21 protein-coding genes are annotated in these 25,646 nt (G+C 59.8%); 17 read left to right on the forward strand and 4 right to left on the reverse strand.

The annotated features are described in order from the left end of the window. Positions 1-158: 158 nt before the first annotated feature. From EXW71_RS18855 to EXW71_RS18880, 6 genes are all read left to right on the forward strand, one after another. Positions 159-941: a class II aldolase/adducin family protein gene (locus tag EXW71_RS18855; protein WP_123715945.1), complete on the forward strand. Its 783-nt coding sequence runs from the start codon at positions 159-161 to the stop codon at positions 939-941. Continuing rightward, a complete protein-coding gene (locus EXW71_RS18860; RefSeq protein ID WP_134660230.1) occupies positions 941-1,843 on the forward strand; it encodes an alpha/beta fold hydrolase in 903 nt (300 codons plus the stop codon). Before EXW71_RS18855 ends, EXW71_RS18860 begins: the two co-directional genes overlap by 1 nt. A 118-nt stretch (positions 1,844-1,961) precedes the next feature. Continuing rightward, positions 1,962-2,873 (forward strand): SDR family oxidoreductase, encoded by a 912-nt coding sequence (locus EXW71_RS18865; protein ID WP_134660229.1) that lies wholly within the window; start codon positions 1,962-1,964, stop codon positions 2,871-2,873. A gap of 497 nt (positions 2,874-3,370) precedes the next feature. After that, the gene (locus EXW71_RS18870; protein WP_134660273.1) at positions 3,371-5,146 is read left to right on the forward strand and encodes a DUF1302 domain-containing protein; all 1,776 of its coding nucleotides are present in this window, start codon (positions 3,371-3,373) and stop codon (positions 5,144-5,146) included. Between the two features lie 27 nt (positions 5,147-5,173). Continuing rightward, positions 5,174-6,532, forward strand: a complete 1,359-nt coding sequence (locus EXW71_RS18875; RefSeq protein ID WP_123715949.1) for a DUF1329 domain-containing protein — start codon at positions 5,174-5,176, stop codon at positions 6,530-6,532. A 159-nt stretch (positions 6,533-6,691) separates the two neighbouring features. Continuing rightward, entirely contained in the window at positions 6,692-9,187 is a 2,496-nt protein-coding gene (locus tag EXW71_RS18880) for a LuxR C-terminal-related transcriptional regulator (RefSeq protein WP_134660228.1), read from the forward strand. Here the strand turns inward: EXW71_RS18880 and EXW71_RS18885 are convergent. Further along, entirely contained in the window at positions 9,184-10,059 is an 876-nt protein-coding gene (locus EXW71_RS18885; protein ID WP_134660272.1) for an AraC family transcriptional regulator, read from the reverse strand. The two genes, EXW71_RS18880 and EXW71_RS18885, sit on opposite strands and share 4 nt — an antisense overlap. Before the next feature lie 136 nt (positions 10,060-10,195). Here EXW71_RS18885 and EXW71_RS18890 point away from each other — a divergent pair, with 136 nt between their 5' ends. Continuing rightward, positions 10,196-11,098 (forward strand): DMT family transporter, encoded by a 903-nt coding sequence (locus EXW71_RS18890; RefSeq protein ID WP_134660227.1) that lies wholly within the window; start codon positions 10,196-10,198, stop codon positions 11,096-11,098. A 45-nt stretch (positions 11,099-11,143) separates the two neighbouring features. Here the strand turns inward: EXW71_RS18890 and norR are convergent, their stop codons facing one another. Further along, a complete protein-coding gene (gene norR / locus EXW71_RS18895; RefSeq protein ID WP_134660226.1) occupies positions 11,144-12,670 on the reverse strand; it encodes a nitric oxide reductase transcriptional regulator NorR in 1,527 nt (508 codons plus the stop codon). A gap of 147 nt (positions 12,671-12,817) precedes the next feature. Here norR and hmpA point away from each other — a divergent pair, with 147 nt between their 5' ends. The 8 genes from hmpA (at position 12,818) to queC (ending at position 21,165) form a co-directional block, all read left to right on the forward strand. Then, entirely contained in the window at positions 12,818-13,996 is a 1,179-nt protein-coding gene (hmpA, locus tag EXW71_RS18900) for an NO-inducible flavohemoprotein (protein ID WP_134660225.1), read from the forward strand. 164 nt (positions 13,997-14,160) lie between these two features. Then, positions 14,161-14,667, forward strand: a complete 507-nt coding sequence (locus EXW71_RS18905) for a disulfide bond formation protein B (RefSeq protein ID WP_123715954.1) — start codon at positions 14,161-14,163, stop codon at positions 14,665-14,667. A 793-nt stretch (positions 14,668-15,460) separates the two neighbouring features. Continuing rightward, positions 15,461-16,402 carry a ubiquinol oxidase subunit II gene (gene cyoA / locus EXW71_RS18915; protein ID WP_123715956.1) on the forward strand — a complete coding sequence of 314 codons (942 nt, stop codon included), beginning with the start codon at positions 15,461-15,463 and terminating at the stop codon, positions 16,400-16,402. Between the two features lie 3 nt (positions 16,403-16,405). Next, complete coding sequence (gene cyoB / locus EXW71_RS18920) at positions 16,406-18,424, forward strand: cytochrome o ubiquinol oxidase subunit I (RefSeq protein WP_134660224.1); 2,019 nt, start codon at positions 16,406-16,408, stop codon at positions 18,422-18,424. A 3-nt stretch (positions 18,425-18,427) separates the two neighbouring features. Next, positions 18,428-19,054, forward strand: coding sequence for a cytochrome o ubiquinol oxidase subunit III (locus tag EXW71_RS18925; RefSeq protein ID WP_123714348.1), 627 nt, complete (start codon positions 18,428-18,430; stop codon positions 19,052-19,054). Continuing rightward, a complete protein-coding gene (gene cyoD, locus EXW71_RS18930) occupies positions 19,054-19,389 on the forward strand; it encodes a cytochrome o ubiquinol oxidase subunit IV (RefSeq protein ID WP_060754364.1) in 336 nt (111 codons plus the stop codon). The genes EXW71_RS18925 and cyoD overlap by 1 nt, the downstream gene beginning before the upstream one ends. Before the next feature lie 11 nt (positions 19,390-19,400). Then, positions 19,401-20,288, forward strand: a complete 888-nt coding sequence (cyoE, locus tag EXW71_RS18935) for a heme o synthase (protein ID WP_060754363.1) — start codon at positions 19,401-19,403, stop codon at positions 20,286-20,288. Between the two features lie 178 nt (positions 20,289-20,466). Further along, positions 20,467-21,165 carry a 7-cyano-7-deazaguanine synthase QueC gene (gene queC / locus EXW71_RS18940; protein ID WP_134660223.1) on the forward strand — a complete coding sequence of 233 codons (699 nt, stop codon included), beginning with the start codon at positions 20,467-20,469 and terminating at the stop codon, positions 21,163-21,165. Positions 21,166-21,300: 135 nt separating this feature from the next. On the opposite strand, the gene EXW71_RS18945 is transcribed toward queC, so the two are convergent. Then, positions 21,301-22,185, reverse strand: a complete 885-nt coding sequence (locus EXW71_RS18945) for a queuosine precursor transporter (protein WP_123715298.1) — start codon at positions 22,183-22,185, stop codon at positions 21,301-21,303. Next, a complete protein-coding gene (locus tag EXW71_RS18950) occupies positions 22,172-22,777 on the reverse strand; it encodes a helix-turn-helix transcriptional regulator (protein ID WP_134660222.1) in 606 nt (201 codons plus the stop codon). The genes EXW71_RS18945 and EXW71_RS18950 overlap by 14 nt, the downstream gene beginning before the upstream one ends. Before the next feature lie 238 nt (positions 22,778-23,015). Between EXW71_RS18950 and glyA the strand changes: the two genes are divergently transcribed. Together glyA and EXW71_RS18960 are read left to right on the forward strand one after the other, a co-directional pair. Then, positions 23,016-24,371 (forward strand): serine hydroxymethyltransferase, encoded by a 1,356-nt coding sequence (gene glyA / locus EXW71_RS18955; protein WP_134660221.1) that lies wholly within the window; start codon positions 23,016-23,018, stop codon positions 24,369-24,371. A gap of 97 nt (positions 24,372-24,468) precedes the next feature. Next, on the forward strand, positions 24,469-25,560 hold the full coding sequence (locus tag EXW71_RS18960) for a pyridoxal phosphate-dependent aminotransferase (RefSeq protein WP_134660220.1): 1,092 nt from the start codon (positions 24,469-24,471) through the stop codon (positions 25,558-25,560). Positions 25,561-25,646 lie beyond the last annotated feature (86 nt).

The following is a 25,646-nucleotide window of genomic DNA, read 5'->3' on the forward strand; positions in this document are numbered from 1 at the left end:
TATTGGCGGCGTTTCTCTGACACGACTTGTACTATTCTCATGGCTGACTCGTTCAGTCATCAAGCTGGCTGGCAAGGCAACTCCGTGTGCCACGACGTCTGGCTAGACTGGCCCTTCACTCAAAAAATAATAAGAAGTGCGCCAAGGAGGTCGTTGCCGTGAGCCTAGCTCCCATTCAAACGTCACAGAATGTCAAAGATCAGGTCAGCGCTGCCGAATGGCAGACCCGCGTCGACCTGGCGGCCTGCTATCGCCTGGTGGCGTCGCATGGTTGGGATGACCTGATCTTCACTCATATTTCGGCCAAGGTGCCGGGCACCGATGACTTTCTTATCAACCCGTATGGGTTGATGTTCCACGAAATCACCGCCTCGAGCCTGGTCAAGGTCGATCAGGCCGGCAACAAGCGGATGGACAGCCCCTACGAGATCAACCCGGCGGGCTACACCATTCACAGTGCCATCCATGAAGTGCGCCACGACGTGGTCTGCGTGCTGCACACCCACACCGCTGCAGGTGTTGCCGTCTCTGCGCAGAAGCAAGGCGTGCTGCCCATCAGCCAGCAATCCTTGTTCGTGCTGTCGAGCCTGGCGTATCACGCCTATGAAGGCGTGGCGCTTAACCACGAAGAAAAGGCCCGCCTGCAGGCCGACCTGGGTGAAAACAACTTTCTGATGCTGCACAACCATGGGTTGCTCACCTGTGGCAGTACCATTGCCGACACCTTCCTGATGATGTTCACCTTCCAGCGTGCCTGCGATATCCAGGTACTGGCGCAAAACGGCAGCGCCGAATTGATTGCCATCGAGCCGCAAATCCTTGCCGGGGCCAAGGCGATGGTGGCGGCTGTCACAAAGAGCGCCCAGGGTATGGGAGGTGCACTGGCGTGGCCGGCGCTGTTGCGTAAATTAGACCTGCAGGATCCTGGGTATAAAAGCTGATGCCTCTTGCCGAAATCCCGCTCAGAGCCTGGCGCAAACGTAGCCAGGAGTTCGTCTTCCGTGGCTACCCGGTGCGTTACTGGGTGGCGGGGCAGGGCGAGCCACTCTTGATGATCCATGGCTTCCCCACGGGGAGCTGGGACTGGCATTACCTGTGGCAGCCCCTGGCCCAGCGCAACCTGGTGATCGCCTGCGACATGCTCGGGTTTGGCGACTCGGCCAAACCGCTGGACCACGACTATTGCTTGTTGGAACAGGCGGATTTGCAGCAGGCGTTGCTCGCACACCTTGGAATAGAGCGACCCGTGCATGTACTGGCCCATGACTATGGCGACAGCGTCGCCCAGGAATTGCTCGCGCGCCATTACGAAGGCCGGTTTCAGATGGCCAGTTGCGTGTTCCTCAATGGTGGGCTGTTCCCGGAAACCCATCGGGCGGCCTTGGTGCAGAAATTGTTGCTGAGCCCGCTCGGCTGGATGATCGGCCGCACCTTTGGGCGCAATGCGATGGCCAACAGTTTCAATCAGATTTTTGGCCCGCACACTCGGCCCAGTGAAAGCGTGCTGGATGATTTCTGGAGCCTGCTCAATTGCAACGACGGCCCGCGCATCCTGCACAAACTGATCGCTTACATCCCACAGCGCCGCCGCCTGCGTGAGCGCTGGGTGGGCGCGATGCAACGTGACGCGGTGCCCCTGAGGGTGATCGACGGCGAAGTCGACCCGATCTCCGGTGCCCATATGGTGGCGCGTTATCAGCAGTTGGTGCCCCACGCCGATACGGTGCTGCTGGCGAAGATCGGCCATTACCCGCAGATCGAAGCCCCCGTGCAGGTGCTAAAACACTATTTGGCGTTTCGCGAGCGCATTGGCTCTTCTGAGTCACGTGCGGCCTGTTCTTGAGCGGCGTAATCATCCCGCTGCCTTATCGCGCACCATTCAGCCTTGGCTGACTTTATTGTGACCAGAGACTGCGTGCCTGACACTAAGGCCATTCCCATTGTCGCCAGCGGAGTTCGGTATGAGTGAATCAGTGCAGTTCCAGGATAAGGTCGTGATCGTCACCGGCGCCGGTGGCGGATTGGGCCGGGCCCATGCGCTGCTGTTCGCCGCACATGGGGCCAAAGTGTTGGTCAACGACCTGGGTGGCTCGACCCAGGGCGAAGGCGCCAATGCCTCGGCGGCTGACCGGGTGGTGGCTGAAATCCGTGCGGCGGGCGGCATTGCCGAAGCCAACCATGACTCCGTCACCGAGGGTGACAAGATCGTTCAGAACGCTCTCGACGCCTTCGGTCGCATCGACGTGGTGGTGAACAACGCCGGCATCCTGCGCGACAAGACCTTCCACAAAATGGACGACAGCGATTGGGACCTGGTTTACCGGGTGCATGTCGAAGGCGCCTATAAAGTCACCCGCGCAGCCTGGCCGCATATGCGTGAACAAGGCTATGGCCGGGTGATCTTCACCGCCTCGACTTCAGGCATCTACGGCAACTTCGGCCAGTCCAACTACGGCATGGCCAAGCTGGGTTTGTATGGCTTGACCCGCACGCTGGCGCTGGAAGGGCGCAAGAACAACATCCTGGTCAACGCCATCGCCCCCACCGGCGGCACCCGTATGACCGAAGGGCTGATCCCGCCGCAGGTGTTCGAACGCCTCAAGCCGGAACTGGTCAGCCCGCTGGTGGTGTACCTGGGCAGCGAGGCCTGCGAGGAAACCTCCGGGTTGTTCGAAGTGGGGGGTGGTTGGATCGGCAAAACCCGCTGGGAGCGCAGCCTGGGAGTGGGTTTTGACCCCGAAGCCGGCTTCTCGCCGGATGATGTGGCGGCGCACTGGGCGCAGATTTGCGACTTTGAGGGCGCCGTACACCCGAAGGACAATATCGAGGCACTGAAGGAGATGATGGCCAACTTGCAGAAATTCAGCCTTTGATCGTTGTTTGAAAAACACTCAATCCAACGGGGCGCTGATAGCGCCCCGTTTTATTGCGGGCATAAAAAAGGCCGCTGCAAAAGCAGCGGCCAAAGTAAGACGTTGGATCAAGGAGCGATAAATCAACGTCGGTGAACACCGGTAACAGATTGAATGTATTAGCCAATCCGTTTAAATCAGGCTTGTCTCCCGAAGCTGGAAGCGGGCTGTTTGCCCTGAAAGCCCGGTAAGAATAGTCCGTTGTAACGAAATGAGTAATAGCGGTTCGGGACAAGGACTGTTACCAGATTGGCAACAGTCGTCCATAGGCCATCCATCCCTCTGATAACCCGTTATCTATCCAATCCATGGCCCCGTGCGCAGCCCGGCCAGAGCGCCTGTTCATCCTTTCGAGCGACAACGCGAATACCTCCTTGGTGCGCTTATCCCCCTTGGCGGGCGGCAGTAGGGTGGAGCCTTCTGTCACTCACCGGGGAAGACGCATGACAAAAACAACAATGCGCGCCATCTTCACGCCACAGGCGCTCGCTGCAGCGGTGGCACTGGGTTGCTGCGCCCAGGCCCAGGCTGTTTCGTTCAATATCGGCGAGATCGAAGGGCAATTCGATTCTTCGCTGTCGGTCGGCGCCAGCTGGGGCATGCGCGATGCCGACAAGAAGCTGGTTGGGGTTCCCAACGGCGGCACGGGGCAGGCATCCACCGGGGATGACGGGCGGCTGAACTTCAAGAAGGGCGAAACCTTCTCCAAGATCTTCAAGGGCATTCACGACCTGGAGCTCAAGTACGGCGACAGCGGCGTGTTCGTACGCGGCAAGTACTGGTACGACTTCGAGCTGCAAGACGAAAACCGCGAATTCAAACAGATCAGCAATAACCACCGCGACGAAGGCGCACGTTCTTCCGGCTACGAGCTGCTCGATGCGTTCGTGTATCACAACTATTCCATCGGCGACCTGCCAGGCGCTGTGCGCGTGGGTAAACAGGTGGTGAGCTGGGGCGAGAGTACGTTTATCGGCAACTCGATCAACAGCATCAACCCCATCGACGTCTCGGCCTTCCGCCGGCCGGGCGCTGAAATCAAGGAAGGGCTGATCCCGGTCAACATGCTGTTCGCCTCCCAGAGCCTGACCAATCAGCTGTCGGTGGAAGGTTTCTACCAGTTGAACTGGGAAAATACCGTGGTGGATAACTGCGGCACCTTCTTCGGCAACGATGTGGTCGCCCATGGCTGCAACAACAATTACACCGTCGGCAGCCCGGCGATCGCGCCGTTGCAACCGGTGGCGGCGGCATTCGGCCAGGGCTTCCAGGTCACCCGCGAAGGCGTGGTGGTGCAGCGTGCCAAAGACCGTGAGGCGCGGGATGGCGGCCAGTTCGGTGCGGCCTTGCGCTGGCTGGGGGATGACACGGAATACGGCCTGTACTTCATGAACTACCACAGCCGCACGCCCACCGTGGGAACCCTCACCGCCAACACCAGCCTGGCCACCATCGGACGTATCGCCAACGCCGCCAACGCCATTGCACCCGGCACCGGCGCGGGGCTGGCCCAGAGCACCATGCTCGGTCGCGGCCAGTATTACCTCGACTATCCCGAAGACATCCGCCTGTATGGCGCCAGCTTCTCCACCACCTTGCCCACCGGCACGGCCTGGACCGGAGAGATCAGCTACCGTCCCAATGCTCCGGTGCAGCTCAACACCACCGACCTGACCCTGGCCCTGGTCAACCCGATTGCCGGTAACACCGCGTCGCCGATCCGCAGCTCGTTCGGCTCCGACAACTCAGGTTATCGCCGCAAGGAAATCACCCAGATCCAAAGCACCATGACCCAATTCTTCGACCAGGTGCTGGGCGCCGAACGCCTGACCTTGGTGGGCGAGGCGGCGTTCGTGCACGTCGGCGGTCTGGAAGCCAAAACCAAACTGCGCTACGGCCGCGACTCGGTGTTCGGTGCCTATGGGTTCCAAGGCGATACCGACGGTTTCGTCACCGCCAACTCCTGGGGTTACCGCGCCAGGGCGATCCTCGACTACAACAACGTGTTTGCCGGGGTGAACCTCAAGCCCAACCTGTCCTGGTCGCATGACGTCAGTGGCTACGGCCCCAACGGTATTTTCAACGAAGGCGCCAAGGCGATCAGCGTCGGGGTGGATGCGGACTATCGCAACACCTACACCGCCAGCCTCAGCTACACCGACTTCTTTGGCGGTGACTACAACACCCTGACCGACCGCGACTTTATCGCCCTCAGCTTCGGCGTGAACTTCTGATCTGGTTTTAAGGAAGGACAAAAACCTATGCGTAAGCTATTTGCAGTGATGGCGCTGAGTGTATTGGCCGCCAACGTGATGGCGGCGGTATCGCCCGAAGAAGCCGCCAAGCTCGGCACGACCCTGACCCCGGTCGGCGCGGAGAAAGCCGGTAACGCCGATGGCTCGATCCCGGCGTGGACCGGCGGCATCCCGAAAAATGCCGGAGCGGTGGACAGCAAGGGCTTCCTGGCCGACCCCTTCGCCAGTGAAAAACCGCTGTTCGTGATCACCGCGGCGACCGTGGATAAGTACAAGGACAAGCTCTCCGAAGGCCAGGTGGCGATGTTCAAGCGCTACCCCGAGACCTACAAGATCCCGGTATACCCGAGCCACCGCACGGTCAACCTGCCACCGGACATCTACGAGTCGATCAAGCGCAGCGCGCTGAACGTGCACACCATCAACGACGGTAACGGCCTGGAGAATTTCACCGGCAACCGTTACTACGCGTTCCCGATTCCCAAGAACGGCGTGGAAGTGTTGTGGAACCACATCACCCGTTACCACGGCGGTAATCTGCGGCGCATCATCACCCAGGCCACCCCGCAGACCAACGGCAGCTACACGCCGATCCGCTTCGAGGAAGAAGTGGCGGTGCCCCAGGCCATCCCTGATATCGACCCGGCCAAGGCAGCCAACGTGCTGAGCTTCTTCAAGCAATCGGTGACCGCGCCGGCACGCCTGGCGGGCAACGTGCTGCTGGTGCACGAAACCCTCGACCAAGTGAAAGAGCCGCGCCTGGCCTGGATCTACAACGCCGGTCAGCGGCGGGTGCGGCGTGCGCCGCAAGTGTCGTATGACGGCCCGGGCACGGCCTCCGACGGCCTGCGCACCACCGACAACTTCGATATGTTCTCCGGCGCTCCCGACCGTTATGACTGGAAACTGGTCGGCAAAAAAGAGATGTACATCCCCTACAACAGCTACAAGCTCGATTCGCCGACCCTCAAATACGACGACATCATCAAGGCCGGGCATATCAACCAGGACCTCACGCGCTACGAACTGCACCGGGTGTGGGAAGTGGTCGGCACGGTCAAGCCGAGTGAGCGGCACATCTATGCCAAGCGCCACATGTATATCGACGAAGACAGTTGGCAGGTCGCACTGGTGGACCACTACGACGGCCGTGGCCAACTGTGGCGCGTCGCCGAAGGCCATGCGCAGTTCTACTACGACCACCAGGTGCCGGCCTACACCGTGGAAACCCTGTACGACATCATCGCCGGGCGCTACATCGCCCTGGGCATGAAGAACGAGGAGAAGAGCAGTTTCGTGTTCGGCTTTGCGGCCAAGGCGGCGGATTACACCCCGGCGGCGTTGCGGTCCGAGGGCGTCCGGTAGTAGCGATGTGAATGCAATCGACGTGTGGGAGAGGGCTTGCTCCCTCCCACATTGGGTTCCATGCATGGCTGACAATCAGCGTGCTGAATACTTCTTCAACAACCACCGACCACAGGACTAGGGTAGGGCACAGATAACAATAAAAAGCAGGATGCAGCAATGACTGCCATGACACGCTGCCTGGACCGTCCTGGATTCATGCCACGGCTGTCCGCCCATCATCTGTTGCGCCCGCGCCTGGCCGAGCCGTTGCTGGCCGCGTCGGCGAGGGTCAAGTTGCTGTGTGCCCCCGGCGGCAGCGGCAAAAGTGCGCTGTTGGCCGAGTGTGCATTGCAGGCGCCGGCGGGGTGCCAGGTCTATTGGCTGCCACTCAATGGCGCCGCTCTCACGCCTTTGGATTTCTGCCGACGGTTGGCGCAGAACCTGGGCTTGTCCTTTATCGACGAGGCCACGTTGTTGCTCGACCTTGGCCGCTGGCAGCACCCGGGATGGGTGTTCCTCGATGATTTTTGCCGTCTGCCCGCCCCCGAGCTGGACGCCTTGCTTGACCGCCTGCTCACCGCCGCCGGCCCGGCACTCACCTGGTGGCTCGGCGCGCGGCGGCGACCGGCGTGCAACTGGTCACGCCTGCTGCTCGACGATGAACTCTTGGAGTGCAACGAGCTGCTGTTCAGCCCTGCGGAAATCCAGCCATTGCTCGGCGCCGGGCATACCCTCGACCGTGTGATGCAGTTCAGTGGCGGTTGGTGCGCCGGGGTGCGCATCGCGTTGCTCGGCGACGGCCATCCCGACAAAACCTTGCTCGACTACCTGCAACATGAGCTGTTCAGCACCTTGACGCCTGAGCTGGCCGAAGCCTGGCGCGTGCTGGCGCATTTGCCACGATTCAATCCGGGGTTGTGTGAGCACCTGTTCGGCTTCGGTGACGGTGACCACTACCTGCGGGAGTTGCAGGCCCTCGGTGCCTTCATCCAGCCCTGGGAAGACACCCCGGACTGGCTGCAGGTGTTCCCGCCGTTGGCGCGATTGCTGCGCGAAGCACCCTGGCCGGCCAAACGCTCCTGGCATCGACGCGCCTGCCAATGGTTTACCGGCGAGCGTGATTGGCAAGCGGCCTTTGAACAGGCGCTGCTCGCTGAAGAGTACGAAGTGGCGGTGAGCCTGTTGCAGCATTTCAGTTTCGAGGATTTGTTCCGAGGGGAAAACGCCGTGCTGTTGTTGCGTTTGCATGAGCAGCACGGTGATGAATTGATGTTGGGCTCGGCGCAACTGGTCGGGTTGGTGACGGCCGCGTTGCTGTTTGCCGGGCGCTTTGAACAAGCGGGTGTGTGTATCGACCAGCTTGCACGGTTTGCTCCGCAGCCGACGGCGGCGCAACAGCGCCTTTTGTTGGCGCGCTGGCAGGCGCAATGGGGCTGGCTGTTGCATTTGGGCGGCGATGCCGAGCGCTCCCGCGAACATTTTCTGGAGGCGCTGCAAGCCTTGCCCGACAGCGCCTGGACCTCGCGTTTGATGTGCCTGTCGGGCCTGACCCAGCAAGCGTTGCTGCGCGGCGAACTGGACGTGGCCCAAGCCTTGAGCCGCGAGGCCCTGTGCCTGGCCCGCGCCCATGGCTCGCTGGTCCTGGAGGCCTTGCTTGAGCTGGATCACGCTCAACTGCTGGAGCAGCGCGGTGCGCCATATCGTGCACAAAGCCTGCTGGAAACGGTACAGGCGATGCTGGTTCGCCAGCGCCTCAAGGCCGGGCCGCTGGCCGGGCGTATCGCTCTGCGACGTGGGCACCTGGCGTTGCGCCAAGGGCAAGACACCCTGGCGAGCGAGTGTTTCACTGAAGGCTTGAACCTGTGCCTGCACAGCCACGACAAGCGCGTGCTGTATGGGTTTCTCGGCTTGGCGCTGCTGGCGGCCAATCGTGGCGATTACGCCCAGGCTTTTATCCAGTTGCGTGACGCCGAGCGATTGATGCAGCAACGCCAGGTACCGGACACGGTGTACCGCGCCGTGCTGTTGTTGGTCAGTGGGCACTTCTGGCTGCAGCAGGGGCGGGCTGAATTGACGGTGGAAGCGGTGCGTCGGGTATTGCGTCACTTTCGTGGCCCCCGGGCGCTCCAGGCGCCGCCGGCCACCCTGGAACTGGTGCCGCGCCTGGAATACCTGCTGGTGCTGGCCGAGGTCAAGCTGGGCTGCGCCGATCAACCCATCGCGCGGCTCAATGCCTTGCTCGACACCACTCGACAACGCGGCATGCTGTGCCTGGAAACCGAATTACACCTGGCACTGGGTGAAGTGGCCTGGCAGTTGGGCGATTCGACCCTGGCTCGCCATGCGCTGCAAACCGGGCAGGCACTGGCGCAGCGTTGCCAGATACAACAGGCGCTGCGCGAACTGCGCTTGCGCTCGCCCGGGCTGTTGAGCGAATTGGGCCTGGAGACGCATGCGTCTCCAGAGGGCGCGGCGGACAATCCCCTGAGTCAGCGCGAGCTGGAAGTGTTGCAGCTGATCGCCCTGGGCAACTCCAACCTGGAAATCGCCGACCGCCTGTTTATTTCCCTGCACACCGTCAAGACCCACGCGCGGCGCATCCATAGCAAACTCGGCGTGGAGCGGCGCACCCAGGCGGTGGCCAAAGCCAAGACGTTGGGCTTGATGACCTAGGTGCGCAATGCCTGGCGGTATTCTCCGGGCGTGGCGCCCACCGCCTGGCGAAAACGATGGGTGAAGTGGCTGGCGCTGGAAAAGCCGCACATCCAGGCGATCTCGCTCAATGGCAACGCACCGCCGCGCAGAAGGGCTTGCGCGCGGGCCAGGCGTCGCGCCAAGAGATATTGATGGGGCGGCAGGCCGAAGCTTTGACGGAACATCCGCGCAAAATGGTATTCCGACAGCGCACACAGTCCGGCCAGTTGCCCCAGGCTGATCGCGTCTTCCAGGTGGTGGTCGATGTACGCCGTCAACAGCCGGCGCTGGTAGGCCGCCAGCCCGCCTTTCAAGCGCAGTCCGTCGCGTGCGCCGACCTGGCTGAGCAGGGTATGGCTGAGCATTTCATGGGCCAGGCTGCTGGTCAGCAGGCGCTCGGCGGGCTCATGCCAGTTGAGGGCGACCAACTGGTGAAAACGTCGGGCCTGGGCGGCGTCCTCGAGAAAGGTGCTTTCGCGCAATTGCAGCGCGCGCGGCTCGCGGTCGAGCAGGGTGACGCAACCCAGGGCAAATTGCTCCGGGCTGAAATACACATGGGCCAGGCGGATTTCGCCGTTGATCACCCAGGCCGACTGATGCTCGGCGGGCAGGATGCACAGCTTGTCGGGGCCACCCTTGGTGCCCGGCTGGTCACGCCGAAACGTGCCGGTGCCGCCGCCGATGTAGCAGGACAGGGTGTGATGGCCGGGCGCCTGGTAATCCTGAGCATCGTGGTGGTTGCTCCACACGGCCGCAGACAAACCGTCACCGAGCTCGGCGCAGGCTTCCAGGCGTGCGTTGGGCGAGCGGTTAAGGGACTGAAAGACTTGCAGGGTTTCCAGGGCTGGCATGGCGTATTCTCCGACGCCTTGCATCCTACTCCGGGCGGCTGGCGCTGTGATCCCACCGCCCGACAAAAGCGCAAGAATCTGCAAGTGCATTGCGCGGATGGGCGGTGACACTGTGGCTCTATCGACGGAGCCTGCTATGAACCTTTTCCTGTATTTACTCACGGTGCTGATCTGGGGCACCACTTGGATCGCCCTCAAGTGGCAGTTGGGCGTGGTGGCAATTCCGGTGTCGATCGTCTATCGCTTCGGCCTGGCGGCGTTGGTGTTGTTTGCGCTGTTGCTGCTCAGCCGCAAGCTGCAGGTGATGAACCGGCGCGGGCACCTGATTTGCCTGGCCCAGGGGGGGTGCCTGTTCTGCGTCAACTTCATGTGTTTTCTTACCGCCAGCCAGTGGATCCCCAGCGGGTTGGTGGCGGTGGTGTTTTCCACGGCCACGCTGTGGAACGCGTTGAATGCCCGAGTGTTCTTCGGCCAACGGGTGGCGCGTAACGTGTTGATGGGCGGCGCGCTGGGGCTGCTGGGGCTGGGCTTGCTGTTCTGGCCGGAGGTGGTCGGGCATACCGCCAGCCCGCAGACCTTGCTCGGCCTGGGCTTGGCCTTGCTCGGCACGATGTGCTTTTCGGCGGGCAACCTGTTGTCGAGCCTGCAGCAGAAGGCCGGGCTCAAGCCGTTGACCACCAATGCGTGGGGCATGGTGTATGGCTCGGCGATGCTGGCGACCTACTGTGTCGTGCGCGGTATACCGTTCGATATGGATTGGAGCGCGCGTTATATCGGCGCCCTGTGGTACCTGGTGATTCCGGGTTCGGTGATCGGCTTTACCGCCTACCTCACGCTGGTCGGCCGCATGGGCCCGGAGCGCGCGGCGTACTGCACGGTGCTGTTTCCGGTGGTAGCGCTGAATGTGTCGGCGTTTGCCGAAGGCTACCAATGGACCGCCCCGGCGTTGATGGGGTTGGTGCTGGTGATGTTGGGCAATGTGCTGGTGTTCAGAAAGCCCAAGCCGCTTAACGCCGGCCTCAGGGCACAGCAAATCTGATGCGGGAGGCGGGCTTGCTCGCACATCTTGACCGAGGTGGGCGCGCTATTTGAGCCCCAGGCGCCTGGCCATGCGGCCCAGGTTGGCGCGGTCCATGCCCAGTTCGCGGGCGGCGCCTGCCCAGTTGTGCTGATGGCGTTCCAGGCAGGCGCCGATGAGCTGGCGCTGATAGTGCTCGGTGGCCTGGCGCAGGTCGCCGGTGACCACATGGGCGGATTCGGGCTGCGTTTCGATCACCGGCGGCGTGCTGATGTCGGGCAGGTCCAGGTCCTGCGCACTCAAGCTCAGGATCTTCGGACGCTCACGATAATGACCCAGGGCCTTGAGGGCGCTGCGCCCGATCAAATGCTCCAGCTCCCGCACATTGCCCGGCCAGTTGTAGGCCAACAGTGCCGCCTGGGCATCGCTGCTCAGGCGCAGGCTGCCCAAACCCATGCGTGAGCGGTTCTGCTCCAGGAAGAACCCCGCCAACAGCAACACGTCGCGGCCACGCTCGCGCAACGCTGGTACTTGCAGCGGGTACACGCTCAGCCGGTGATAGAAGTCGGCGCGGTAGCGGCCATTGCGCACTTCCTCGGCCAGGTCGCGGTTGGTCGCGGCGATCAGGCGCACGTCAACCCGATGCTCCTTGTCCGAGCCCAGGCGCTGCAATTGGCCGCTTTGCAGTACGCGCAGCAGCTTGGCTTGCACGGCCAGCGACAATTCGCCCACTTCGTCGAGGAACAAGGTCCCGCCGTTGGCCAGCTCGAACTTGCCCCGGCGTTCGTTCAGTGCACCGGTAAAGGCACCGCGCACATGCCCGAACAGTTCGCTTTCCACCAGCGTATCCGGCAAGGCAGCGCAGTTGAGGCTGATCATCGGTTTGTCCGCACGCAGCGAAGCCGCATGGATAGCTTGGGCCACCAGTTCCTTGCCAACCCCGGTTTCGCCGGTGATCAACACCGTGAGATCGCTGCCGCCCACCAGCTTGATCTCTTCCACCAAACGTTTATGGGGTTTGCTCTGGCCGATCATTTCCTTGTGCTGCTGGCCACTGGCTTCGCGGTAGATCTCGGCGCGCAGGGTCAGATGCTCGATACGTTCGGCCACGTTGACGGTGGCGGCCGCGAGGCTGGCGAAGGCTTGCAGGGCCTCCAGTTCAACGCGCTCGAAACGCTCGGTATCCAATGCATCAAGGGTCAGCAGGCCCCAGGGGCGGTCGCCGACAAACAGCGGGCAACCCATGCAGTCGTGTACTTGCAGATGCCCGTGCAGACCCTCGACCAAACCGTCGTAAGGGTCGGGCAGTTCGCTGTCACTGTCGAAGCGGGTCGGGCCGGGGCTGCTCAGCAGTACGGCAAACCGCGGGTGTTCGTTGACCTTGAAGCGCCGTCCCAGGGTATCGGGGCTCAAGCCGTCCACTGCCAAGGGCACCAGCCATTCGCCGTCCAGGCGCAGCAACGCGGCGGCATCGCACGGCAGCAAGGCGCGCATGGCTTGCAGCAGGCGGCGGTAGCGTTCGCCTTCGGGCAACTCGCGGGACAGGTCGGCGACCAGAGGCAGCAGGGTTGTGAGCAACGAGTGTGCAGTCATAATGACTCCTTGTAGTCTTTATGACTATAAAGTGTAGGAAGTCATACTGACTACATAATATTTAACTCATTGAAAAATAACGATAAATAACTTGGCACGAATACTGAGTAAGACAGGGTAATCAGTAAAAAGACCCAGGAGTCAGCCATGCTTAGTGCCCAAGACCGTGCAATCGTCAAATCCACCGTGCCCCTGCTGGAAAGCGGCGGCGAAGCCCTGATCACCCATTTCTATCGCATGATGCTCAGCGAGTATCCGCAGGTTCGCCCGCTGTTCAACCAGGCCCACCAAGCCAGCGGCGACCAGCCTCGGGCCCTGGCCAACGGTGTGTTGATGTACGCGCGGCATATCGATCAGTTGGATCAACTCGGCGATCTGGTGGCGAAGATCATCAACAAGCACGTGGCCTTGCAGATTTTGCCGGAACACTACCCGATCGTCGGTAACTGCCTGCTGCGCGCCATCGCTGAAGTGCTGGGCAGCGAGATCGCCACCCCTGAAGTGATCAGTGCCTGGGGCGCGGCTTATGGTCAGTTGGCGGACATCCTGATCGGCGCCGAAGCCGCCATCTACGACGAAAAAGCCCAGGCCCTGGGCGGCTGGCGTGGTGCGCGGCCGTTTATCCTGGTCAAGCGGGTGGAGGAGAGCGACGAGATCAGCTCCTTCTATTTCGCCCCGGTGGACAATGGCCCGATCCTGGCGGCCGCACCTGGGCAATACATCGGCATGAAGCTGGTGCTCGACGGCGAGGAAGTGCGCCGCAACTATTCCCTGTCGGCCCTGACCGATAACGGCCTGTACCGCATCAGCGTCAAGCGTGAAGCCAATGGGCGGGTCTCCAATTACCTGCATGACCAGATACACGTCGGCGCAACCATCGACCTGTTTCCGCCTGCGGGGGAGTTCACCCTGGCGGCCAGCGCCAAGCCGCTGGTGCTGATCAGCGGTGGGGTGGGCATCACACCGACCTTGCCGATGCTCGAAGCGGCCCTGGCGACAGAGCGGCCGGTGCATTTTATTCACTGTGCACGTAACGGCGGGGTGCATGCGTTCCGTGACTGGGTGGATGGCCTGGCTGCCCGGCATCCGCAGCTCAAGCGCTTCTATTGCTATGCCGAGGATGACGGTGTGAGCGTGGCGGACAAAGTGGGCATGCTGACCCAGGAGCAACTGGCGGCGTGGTTACCCGAGCAGCGTGATGTGGATGCTTACTTCCTGGGCCCTAAAGGGTTCATGGCGGCGATCAAGCGCCACCTCAAGGCGTTGGGTGTGCCGGAAAACCAAAGCCGCTACGAATTCTTCGGTCCGGCGGCTGCCTTGGAATAAGCGCTGAAGCTCGCACTGTCTAAAATCATGTGGGAGGAGGGCAGCCCCTTCCCACATTCAGTTCGGCATTTCTCTCGATTAATCCCCTGTTAACCGTGCTCTGTTTAAACGGTGGCCTGTGTGTAAACTTGCGGCCATTGGCACAACGAAAAAGGGAAACGGGGATGAGTGACGAATTGCGTTTAGGCAGGGAGCGACGCTTTCTGGTGTTGCTGGGCATCATCTGCCTGGCGCTGATCGGCGGGGCGCTGTACATGCAAGTGGTGTTGGGTGAGGCTCCGTGCCCGCTGTGCATCCTGCAACGCTATGCCTTGCTGTTGATCGCGGTGTTCGCGTTCATCGGCGCAGCCATGCGCACCCGGGGGGCGCTCACGTTTTTCGAAGGGCTGGTGGTGCTCAGTGCCCTGGGTGGCGTCGCAGCTGCTGGCCATCATGTGTACACCCAGTTCTTCCCCGAGGTCAGCTGCGGTGTGGATGTACTGCAGCCGATTGTCGATGAACTGCCCCTTGCGAAGGTGTTCCCCCTGGGTTTCCAGGTGGATGGCTTTTGCAGCACGCCGTACCCGCCGATACTCGGTCTGTCCCTGGCGCAATGGGCGCTGGTGGCGTTCGTGCTGACGGTGATCCTGGTGCCTCTGGGCATTTACCGTAACCGCCAACGCAGTAACTGAGTCATGCACGAAAAACGCCCCGGTCTTCCTTGGAGGAAGGCCGAGGCGTTTTGCTTTGTAGGGATTTTGTGAAACTGCTGTGACAAGGAGCAATTTCAGGTGCGCGCAGCATGCGACATGTTGTCACACGGATGCTGTCGCAGGACGTTTTTGAGCCGCCATATGGGCCATTAAATTTGCGCCTGGCGCGCAAATTGTGCTGTCAGTTCGTGGCGTGTGGGACAGCACAAAGCTCGCTGGGTTCCAGCGTCAGGGGCGTCTGCGAATGCCTTGTTTTATGGGGACTTGCTTGCGTTTACCATGCCCTTACAGCCTGTAAGGGATGTGGCCCTTTGCCTAATAACACGGCAATTTTTGTGGTTTTTGTTGAGAATCGAACGCGATAAGATCGCGAACCTTTGCAAGAATGGTGAAGGATTATTGCTGGAATCGATAAAAATTATTTCTTTATAAGACATGGTTTATACATCGCTAGCTAACTACAATCGCCCGCACTGAATGTCCGGTGCTGTTCAATATTTGAGCATTGGAGCGGTCGAGGAGCAGATGGAAGGCTCTGTGCGACCCCAGGTTCCGGCAGCCTTTCAACTATCCGCACCAAATGGAATTGGTCTGTAACAAGGCCTTTAGCCACGAAATCGAATAAGAACTCACTGCAGGTCCGTGAAACGCTCATATATGACGTGATGGGCAGGCTCTTATTCAATCGAAGAGAAATGCCAACCCTTGGCAGGGTGAAGTGTTGGCGATCAAAACCCAACTGCATTGCGCAAGCTGCTTTAGAGGTCGTGAGATGAGTAAAAACAGGTACCCCCGATTACTAGGCTTTTTGCCGCTGCTTGGCATGCTGTTAATGCTGGGAGGCTGCAAGTGGACCTTGCTCGACCCAAAAGGACAGGTCGGTCTGGATGAACGAAACCTGATCATCACCGCCACCCTGCTGATGCTGCTGGTCGTGGTCCCTGTGATCATCATGACCTTCGCCTTCGCCTGGAAATACCGCGCGTCGAACACCAGCGCTACCTACGCGCCGAAGTGGTCGCACTCCACCAAGATCGAAATCGCGGTGTGGCTGGTCCCGATCCTCATCATCATTGCCTTGGGTTATGTGACCTACAAGTCCACCCACGCATTGGACCCATACCGTCCGCTGGAATCCGACGCCAAGCCGATCAACATCGAAGTGGTCGCGCTGGACTGGAAGTGGCTGTTCATCTACCCGGACCTGGGTATCGCCACCGTCAACAAGATCGTATTCCCGGAGCACACTCCGGTTAACTTCAAGATCACCTCCGACGCCGTGATGAACTCGTTCTTCATCCCAGCACTGGGCGGTCAGATCTACGCAATGGCAGGCATGCAGACCAAGCTGCACCTGATCGCCAACCAGAAAGCTGAAATGGAAGGCATCTCCGCCAACTACAGCGGCGCTGGCTTCACCGGCATGAAATTCAAAGCGATCTCGACGAGCCAGGAAGATTTCAACGCCTGGGTAGCCGAAGTCAAGGCCGCACCTAAACAGCTTGATCAAGCTGAATACGACGCCCTGGCCAAACCAAGCCAGAACAACCCAGTCGCTCTGTACTCCGCGTATGAGCCGAACCTGTTTCAGAAAATCGTCGACAAGTACGAAGGTATGAAGCCAGGCAAGCCGGTCAAGCACGAGAAGAAAGAAGTGGCCGTGGTTGAAGGTTCTGACATGGGCTCGCATTCAACTGCTGGGGCAGAGGAGTAAACGATGTTTGGTAAATTAAGTTGGGATGCGGTGCCGTTCCACGAGCCGATCGTAATGGTGACTATCGCCATGATCGCGCTGGGTGGACTGGCCCTTGTTGCGGGTATCACGTACTTCAAGAAGTGGTCCTACCTGTGGACCGAGTGGCTGACTTCGGTCGACCACAAGAAAATCGGCGTCATGTACGTCATCGTTGCCATGGTCATGCTGCTGCGTGGTTTTGCCGACGCCATCATGATGCGTACCCAGTTGGCCATGGCCACCGAGGGTTCGCCTGGCTACCTGCCGCCTGAACACTATGACCAGATCTTCACCGCCCACGGTGTGATCATGATCATCTTCATGGCGATGCCATTCTTCACCGGCTTGATGAACCTTGCCTTGCCGCTGCAGATCGGTGCGCGTGACGTTGCCTACCCGTTCCTGAACTCCCTGAGCTTCTGGCTGCTGGTTTCCGGCGTGGTGCTGATCAACGTTTCCCTGGGCGTCGGCGAATTCGCCAAGACCGGTTGGGTTGCGTATCCGCCATTGTCGGGCATTCAGTACAGTCCGGGCGTGGGTGTGGACTACTACATCTGGGCGCTACAGTTATCAGGGCTCGGGACGACGCTGACGGGGGTCAACTTCCTGGCCACCGTCCTGAAAATGCGCGCCCCTGGCATGAAACTGATGGACATGCCGATCTTCACCTGGACCTGCACCTGGGCAAACGTCCTGATCGTGGCTTCGTTCCCGATCCTGGCCGCTACCATGGCGCTGCTGTCGCTTGACCGTTACCTGGATTTCCACATTTTCACCAACGAACTTGGTGGCAATCCAATGATGTACGTGAACCTGTTCTGGGCATGGGGTCACCCTGAGGTGTACATCCTGATCCTGCCAGCGTTCGGTATCTTCTCCGAAGTGATCTCGACCTTTACCGGCAAGCGCCTGTTCGGTCACCACTCGATGGTCTACGCCTCCGGCGCGATCTCGATCCTGGGCTTCATGGTTTGGCTGCACCACTTCTTCACCATGGGTTCGGGTGCCAGCGTCAACGCCTTCTTCGGCCTGGCAACGATGCTGATTTCCATCCCGACGGGGGTGAAGCTATTCAACTGGCTGTTCACCATCTACCACGGCCGTCTGCGTATCACCAGCCAGGTTCTGTGGACCCTGGGCTTCATGGTGACCTTCGCTATCGGCGGCATGACCGGCGTACTGCTGGCCATTCCGGGTGCTGACTTCGTACTGCACAACAGCCTGTTCGTGATCGCTCACTTCCACAACGTGATCATCGGTGGTGCTGTATTCGGTTACATCGCTGGTTTCGCCTTCTACTTCCCTAAAGCGTTCGGCTTCAAGCTGCACGAAGGTTGGGGCAAGGCTGCGTTCTGGTTCTGGATCTCGGGCTTCTTCGTCGCGTTCATGCCGCTCTATGCACTGGGCTTCATGGGCATGACCCGTCGTCTGAACGCCACCACCAACCCTGAGTGGGTGCCGTACCTGTACGTCGCCATGTTCGGTGCGGTGATGATCGCCGTGGGTATCGCCTGCCAGCTGATCCAGCTGTACGTCAGCGTGCGTGATCGCAAGCAGAACATGTGCGAATCCGGTGACCCATGGAACGGCCACACCCTGGAATGGTCGACCTCGTCGCCACCTCCGTTCTACAACTTCGCCGTGATCCCTACTGCGAACACCATTGATGCGTTCACCGAAGCCAAGGAAGACGGTACTGCGTACCAGAAGCCCAAGCACTACGAACCGATCCACATGCCAAACAACACCGCCACTGGCGTGGTGATGGGCGGCCTGCTGACCGTGTTCGGTTTCGCGATGATCTGGCACATCTGGTGGCTGGCAATCGTGAGCCTGGTCGGCACTATCGGTTACTTCATCATCCACGCTGCCCGTGATGATCAAGGCTACATGGTGCCGGTCGAGACGATCGAGCGCATCGAAGCCGAGCAGCACGCTCGCCTGGTAGCCGAGAAGAAGATTCCGGCCAACCGTGTAGAAACCTCGTTGGAACAGGCTTAAACCATGTCGAACTTAGTGACCAATGCTGGACACGCCCATGTCGATGACCATGGGCACGATGACCATCACCACGACTCGGGGCCAATGACCGTTTTCGGTTTCTGGCTCTACCTGATGACCGACTGCATCTTGTTTGCGTCGATCTTCGCGGTGTACGCGGTACTGGTAAACAACACTGCCGGTGGCCCGTCGGGCCACGACATCTTCGAACTGCCTTATGTGCTCGGCGAAACCGCCTTGCTGTTGTTCAGTTCGATTACCTACGGCTTCGCCATGTTGGCCTTCTACAAGGGCAACAAGAAAGGCGTACTGAGCTGGCTGGCACTGACCTTCCTGTTCGGCCTGGGCTTCATCGGCATGGAAGTCAACGAGTTCCACCTGCTGATCTCCGAAGGCTACGGCCCGCACCGTTCCGGCTTCCTGTCCGCGTTCTTCACGCTGGTAGGCACCCACGGTCTGCACGTATCGGCAGGTCTGCTGTGGATGGCGGTGATGATGTATCAGGTCAATAAGCACGGCCTGACCAACACCAACAAGACTCGCCTGAGCTGCCTGAGCCTGTTCTGGCACTTCCTGGACGTGGTCTGGATCTGCGTATTCACCGTTGTCTACCTGATGGGGACTCTGTAATGGCTAATGCACACTCCCATGACAGCCACGATGCAAGCCACGGCAGCGTCAAGTCTTACGCTATCGGCTTCATCCTGTCGGTCATCCTGACCCTGATCCCGTTCGGCCTGGTGATGTACCCAACCTTGCCGAAGTCGATCACCTTGATGATCGTCCTGGCGTTCGCAGTGATTCAGGTTCTGGTTCACCTGGTGTACTTCCTGCACCTGGACCGCTCTGCGGCCCAGCGTGAGAACGTGATTGCATTCGTGTTCGCAGGCCTGGTGATCGTTCTGCTGGTTGGTCTGTCGCTGTGGATCATGTTCAGCATCCACACCTACATGATGGCGAAGTGAGGTAAGACCCGATGTCGCTTAAGCACTTTATCCAAATCACCAAACCGGGGATCATTTTCGGTAACGTGCTTTCTGTGGCGGGCGGTTTCTTCCTGGCCTCCAAGGGGCATGTCGATCTGGCCATTTTCTTGGCTGCAATGATCGGCACGTCCCTGGTGGTAGCTTCCGGTTGTGTCTTCAACAACTGCATCGACCGTGACATCGATATCAAGATGGAGCGCACCAAGAACCGCGTGCTGGTCCAGGGGCTTATTTCCCTGAAGCTGGCACTGGTTTACGCGACCGTCCTGGGTGTTGCCGGTGTGGCATTGTTGTACAAGGTGGCCAACCCGTTGGCGGCGCTGTTTGCCGTGATCGGCTTTGTCATCTACGTCGGCCTCTACAGCCTGTACCTCAAGCGCAAGTCGGTTCACGGCACGCTGGTGGGCAGTCTGTCGGGGGCGATGCCGCCGGTGATTGGTTATGTGGCTGTGACCAATAGCTTCGACATGGCCGCGCTGACGCTACTGGTGATGTTCAGCCTGTGGCAGATGCCGCATTCCTACGCCATCGCGATTTTCCGCTTCAATGACTACCTGGCTGCGTCGATTCCGGTTCTGCCGGTCAAGCGTGGCATCCAGGTGGCCAAGAAACACATCCTGCTCTACATCCTGGCCTTCCTCCTGGCGACCTTGATGTTGACCTTCAGTGGCTACGCCGGCATGAGCTACCTCGCCGTTGCGGCCGCCATGGGCATGTACTGGTTGTACATGGCCTGGACCGGTTACAAGGCGGTGGATGACACCGTCTGGGCGCGCAAGCTGTTCGTGTTCTCGATCTTCACCATCACCGCGCTGAGCGTGATGATGTCCCTGGATTTCCAAGTGCCGAAAGAGCTGTTGCTGACCTACGCACACTGAGTCGATGGATGAAAAACAACCCCGCCTTCGCAAGAAGCGCGGGGTTTTTTGTATTTTGGCTTGTCCGCGAAAAACCTGAGGGTGTCGTGCCAAACCGGGCACGCTGCGTTATCGTTGCCGTTTTTCGCGAGCAAGCTCGCTCCTACACCCACATTCTACAAATGCAGGAAGCGCAGAGATGAGTAAAAAAGCCGTTATGGTATTCAGTGGCGGGCAGGATTCGACGACCTGTCTGATTCAGGCATTGCCACTGTATGACGAAGTGCACTGCATTACCTTCGATTATGGCCAGCGCCACGTGGCGGAAATTGAAGTCGCCCAGCAGCTTGCCAAGCAGTTGGGCGCCACCGTTCACAAAGTGATGGATGTGTCCTTGCTCAACGAGCTGGCCATCAGCAGCCTGACCCGCGACAACATCCCGGTGCCGACCGTGAACAGCTCGGGCGAGAGCCTGCCGAGCACCTTTGTGCCGGGGCGCAACATTCTGTTCCTGACCCTGGCAGCGATCTACGCCTATCAGGTGAAGGCTGAAACCGTGATTACCGGTGTATGCGAAACCGACTTCTCGGGTTATCCCGATTGTCGCGATGAGTTCGTCAAGGCACTGAACAAGGCGCTGGAACTGGGCATGGAATACAAACTGCGCCTGGACACCCCGTTGATGTGGCTGAACAAGGCCGAGACCTGGGCACTGGCCGACTATCACAACCAGTTGGAGCTGGTGCGCCACAACACCCTGACCTGCTACAACGGCATCATCGGCACGGGTTGCGGTCATTGTGACGCGTGCAACCTGCGCGCTCGCGGCTTGAATGAGTACCTGCAGAACAAGACTGACGTGATGCAGAGCCTCAAGCAGAAGTTGCAGCTGAATTAAGTCATTCCCGCGAGCAACCGCTCACCCGTGGCGAGGGAGCTTGCTCCCGCTGGACTGCGTAGCAGGCCCAGTCTTTTCAAACCAAAAGCTGGGGCCGCTACGCGACCCAGCGGGAGCAAGCTCCCTCGCCACAGGTTACAGTGTTGCCGTGGTGCCGGTGATCCAGCGCTTGAACAGCGCCCGCGCACCGTAGGCCGGCAGGATATTGAAGAACGCAAAGCCGACTTTGATCGCGATCTGCACGTAGATCATGCTCAGGATGTCGCTGGTTTGCATCGCGCCGTAGAAGGCAATGAAGCAAAACAGGAAGCTGTCGATGATGACCGCGAAGAACGTGCTGAGGAAGATGCGCAGGTACAGGTACCTGGAGTTGGTCAGCTCTTTGATCTTGCACAGCAAGTACGAGTTTATATTCTCGGACACCAGGAACGACACCGAGGAGGCGACCAGTACCGAGGACACTTGAATGATCACGTCGTTATACGGCCCATCCAGTTTCCAGCCCGGCAGCCCCGGCAGAAAGGTCGAGCCGTAGAGCAGGATGATGATCATCGCGTTACTGGCAAACGCAAACAGAATGGCCCTTCTGGCCAGTCGCAGGCCGAACTGCTCGTTCAACAGGTCGACGATCAAGAAGGTCAGGGGGTACAGGAAGGTCCCCGGCGTCACGATGATGCCCAGCGACTCCAGGTAAATGGGTTTGGTCGCGGCGATACTGGTGAAAATATAGAACGTGAACAACAGCAGGTTGAGGATGATGTAGATCATCCAGGAGCTTTCGTTACGGTCATTCAGGTCATAGGCGGTCAGTGTTCCTCCCTGTGAATAGAACTTCTTGTACATGTTCTTAACTTCCATTTTGTTCAGGTTGTCCATTATTTCGCTGCTGATGACTTCGCTCAGCTTCATCTTGATGACCTTGCCGGTGGCAATCACCATGATGATCGCCAGGCTCTTGTCATTCTCAAACCCCAGCAGTTTGTATTTGCTGTTTTCGACGGCCGCTTCATACGTTGTCATTGAAGCGCTCCTCGACGATGTCACCGACCACGCACAAGCGCTCTGAGTTGCTACAGGCTTCAAGGGTGATGAACATCTTGCGGGTAGCCCTGTCGTACACCAACTTTTCCTTGCCGGGGCTCGACGTGCCTTTTTGCACGATCAACAAGTCACCCGCTTCGTTGATGCCGGGAATGCCGTGCTCCAGGCGCACGCCAATCAGGTTGCAGCACGTACCGAAGTAGTAGGTCAGCGGATACACCGTGGCCAGCTCGCCGATGCGCTTGTCCAGGTTCTGGATGACCAGGCTTTCCTTGAGGATCGGCACCGCCGCCGGGTTCATGTTGCCCTGGGGGGAAACACTGCTCTCGAGGATTTCCTTGGCTTCGAAATCGACAGTTTCGATTTCGTCGTAGGAGATGCCGAAGAAATCGGAAATCTTGCGAATGGTCGACTGCTGCACATTGACGACCTTGCCTTCCAGGATGTTGTAGATCGTGGTCCTGGTCAGGCCGGCGGCGTTGCTTAACGAAAGCTGGGTTTCGCCACGGCTTTTGATCAAGTACTTGATGTTGCTCTTCAAGTGCTCGGTTTTTTCCCGTTTGTGTATCACGTGCTCACCACTTCCCTTTAGTTATAAACGTCCACTTTTCACACCACCGGCTAGCGGCGCCGGGAGTGTTGCACGCGTGGGCCACAACAATAAAGTGCGAATGCGCTGCCTCGGCGTTTCCTGTGATCGAGATCGGTAAAAATGAACATTTAAATGGGAAAACGTTTAAATTTCTGTTTAATTGAACGCCCGGTTCAGGACGAATCGGCCCGCGATACGCTGGAAGGGAACCGCACTGATGGCACTCAATACCGCACTACTGAAAGACCAGGCCGACCTGCTGCGTCGCGGCCTGGCGGACCTGCACGCTGAAGATGCCGAGCTGGCGAGCATCCTCGACGCGGAAGTCACGCGACAGCACCGCACCTTATCGCTGGTCCCTTCGTCTTGCGCCGTCAAGCCGTATACGCTGATGGCCTGTGCCTCGGCACTGGTCAATGTCACGGCTGAAGGCCTGCCGGGCAGAGGCTATCGCCCCGGCTGTGAGAACGTCGATCGGGTCGAAGCCTTGGCCATTCGCCGGGCGCGGGAGCTGTTCGACGCTCACTACGCCGGCGTGCAGTCTCACTCGGCATCCATCGCGATTTCCCAAGTCCTCTCAGCGTTGCTTGAGCCTGGAGATACCTTGCTGGGTATGGCCCACGACCATGACGGTGATATCGCCCTCGGCAGCCCGGCTGTTCTCACGGGGGCCTACTACAAAGCCATCCGCTACGGCACCACCGCCGAAGGCCTGATCGATTACGAGCAGGTGCGCAGCCTGGCCCTCGCGCATCGCCCGCGCATCATCATCTGCGGTACGCAGGCTTACTCGCGGGTGGTGGATTTCGACCGGTTTCGTGAGATTGCCGATGAGGCGGGCGCCATCCTGCTCGCGGATATTTCCTACATTGCCGGGCTGGTCGTGACAGGACGCCATCCGAACCCGATCAACGCCGCTCATGTCACCATCACCTGCACACACAAGCAGCTTGGCGGCCCTCGTGGTGGGTTGATTCTGTCCGGGCGCGATGCCAATACCAAGGTGCCCGGTTTGAAGTCGACCTTCAGCCGTGTCCTCGATCAGGCCGTATTCCCACGCATGCAGGGAGCACCGGCCGTCAATATGATCGCTGCTAAAGCTGCTGCCCTGGGCTACGCGAAGTCACCGCAGTTCGACGCCTGCATGGGGCGGGTTCGTACGCTTGCCGACGAAATGGCCCGTGCTTTTCAGGCGCATGGCTACGAAGTGGTGGGTGGACGAAGCGAAAACCACACGGTGCTGATCAGGTTGCGTGGCGCCATGACCGGCGCCATCGCGGAGTCGGCGCTGGAGGGGTGCGGTATTGTGGTGAACAAGCATCGCGTACCGGGCGACACGCGACCGTCATCGGTCACCAGCGGCTTGTGCCTGGGCACCGGTTCCATGGCGCAACGCATGATCGATCCCCAGGGCTGCCGACAGGTTGTCGAACTGGTGTGTCGGATACTCGACAGCGTGACGCCGCTGGACGAGCAGGATTACCGGCAGGAACCAGCGGTGCGTGAACAGTTGCGTTCGCGGGTGCAAACATTGTGTGCGAGCTACCCCATCACCGACTACCTGGAGCGCTGATTCTCAACTGCCCGGTTAAATCAGCCGGCATTCTCCTCGTCATACTCCTCTGTACGAACTGGGCGAACCCATCCCCCGTATACGAGGAGTCGTTACCATGGTCAGTGTGAGTCGTCGTTCCCTTCTTGCCCTCGGCGCGGCCTTGCCCGTGCTGGGGCACCTGGATTGGGCGCTCGCCGGCCCGCCGCCGAAAAAGTCTGACAAGGTGCTGCTCAACTACAACGAAAGCCCCTACGGCCCTTCAAGCGCGGCCCGTGAGGCGATGCAGCGTGGGATCGCAACGTCCGGGCGTTATCCCTACCCAGACATGTACGCGTTGGCAGCATTGTTTGCCCAGCAGCAAGGAATCAACGAGGAAAACGTCGCGGTGTTTGCCGGCTCGATGGCCGCCCTGCGTTACGCGGTGTTGGCGTTCACCAGTCCAACCCGCGGCCTGGTGATGGCTACGCCGTCATACGAAGTCCCACGCCAGGCGGCCGAGTCGCACAAGGCGCCGGTGCACGAGGTGAATCTCGACGCCCAGCATGCCCATGATGTACCCGCCATGCTGGCCGCAAACCCACAGGCCGGCATGTTGTATTTGTGCAACCCCAACAACCCGACCGGCACCCTGACGCCCACTGAGGCGATCCGCCAAGCGCTGGCAAACAAACCCAGAGGCAGCGTGCTGGTGGTGGATGAGGCTTATATCGATTTCTCCGATGCACCCAGCTGCGTGAGCTGGGTCAAGGAGCACGACGACTTGCTGGTGCTGCGTACGTTTTCGAAAATCTACGGCATGGCTGGAGCGCGTCTGGGTTTGGCGGTCGGCCATCCTGCGTTGCTGGAGCGGCTGGCGGTGTTCGGTGGGGACAACGTGCCAGCAGCGTCCTCTTTGCTCGGCGCGCGGGCGAGCCTGGAAGATGTCGCGTTGCTGCCACAACGCAAGGCACTCAATGCACGGTTACGCGAGGAAACGATAGCCTGGCTCAAGACCCATGGCTTTACCTGCACGGTGTCGCACAGCAACTGCTTCATGATCGACGTAAAACAGCCCGCAGCGCACGCCATCGAGCGGCTCGCCGCACAGAACGTGATGGTCGGGCGGGTCTGGAAAAACTGGCCGCAGTGGGTGCGGGTAACGGTCGGCACCCAGCGGGAGATGGAACGCTTTCGTGAAGTGTTCGCGGCGCAGGTGATGAAGGCTTAGTTGGCCAAAGGACCGTGGCGAGGGAGCTTGCTCCCGTTGGACTGCGTAGCAGGCCCAGTCTTTTCAAACCAAAAGCTGGGGCCGCT

Source organism: Pseudomonas sp. BCA17 (assembly GCF_004519405.1).
In the GTDB taxonomy this organism is placed as follows: domain Bacteria; phylum Pseudomonadota; class Gammaproteobacteria; order Pseudomonadales; family Pseudomonadaceae; genus Aquipseudomonas.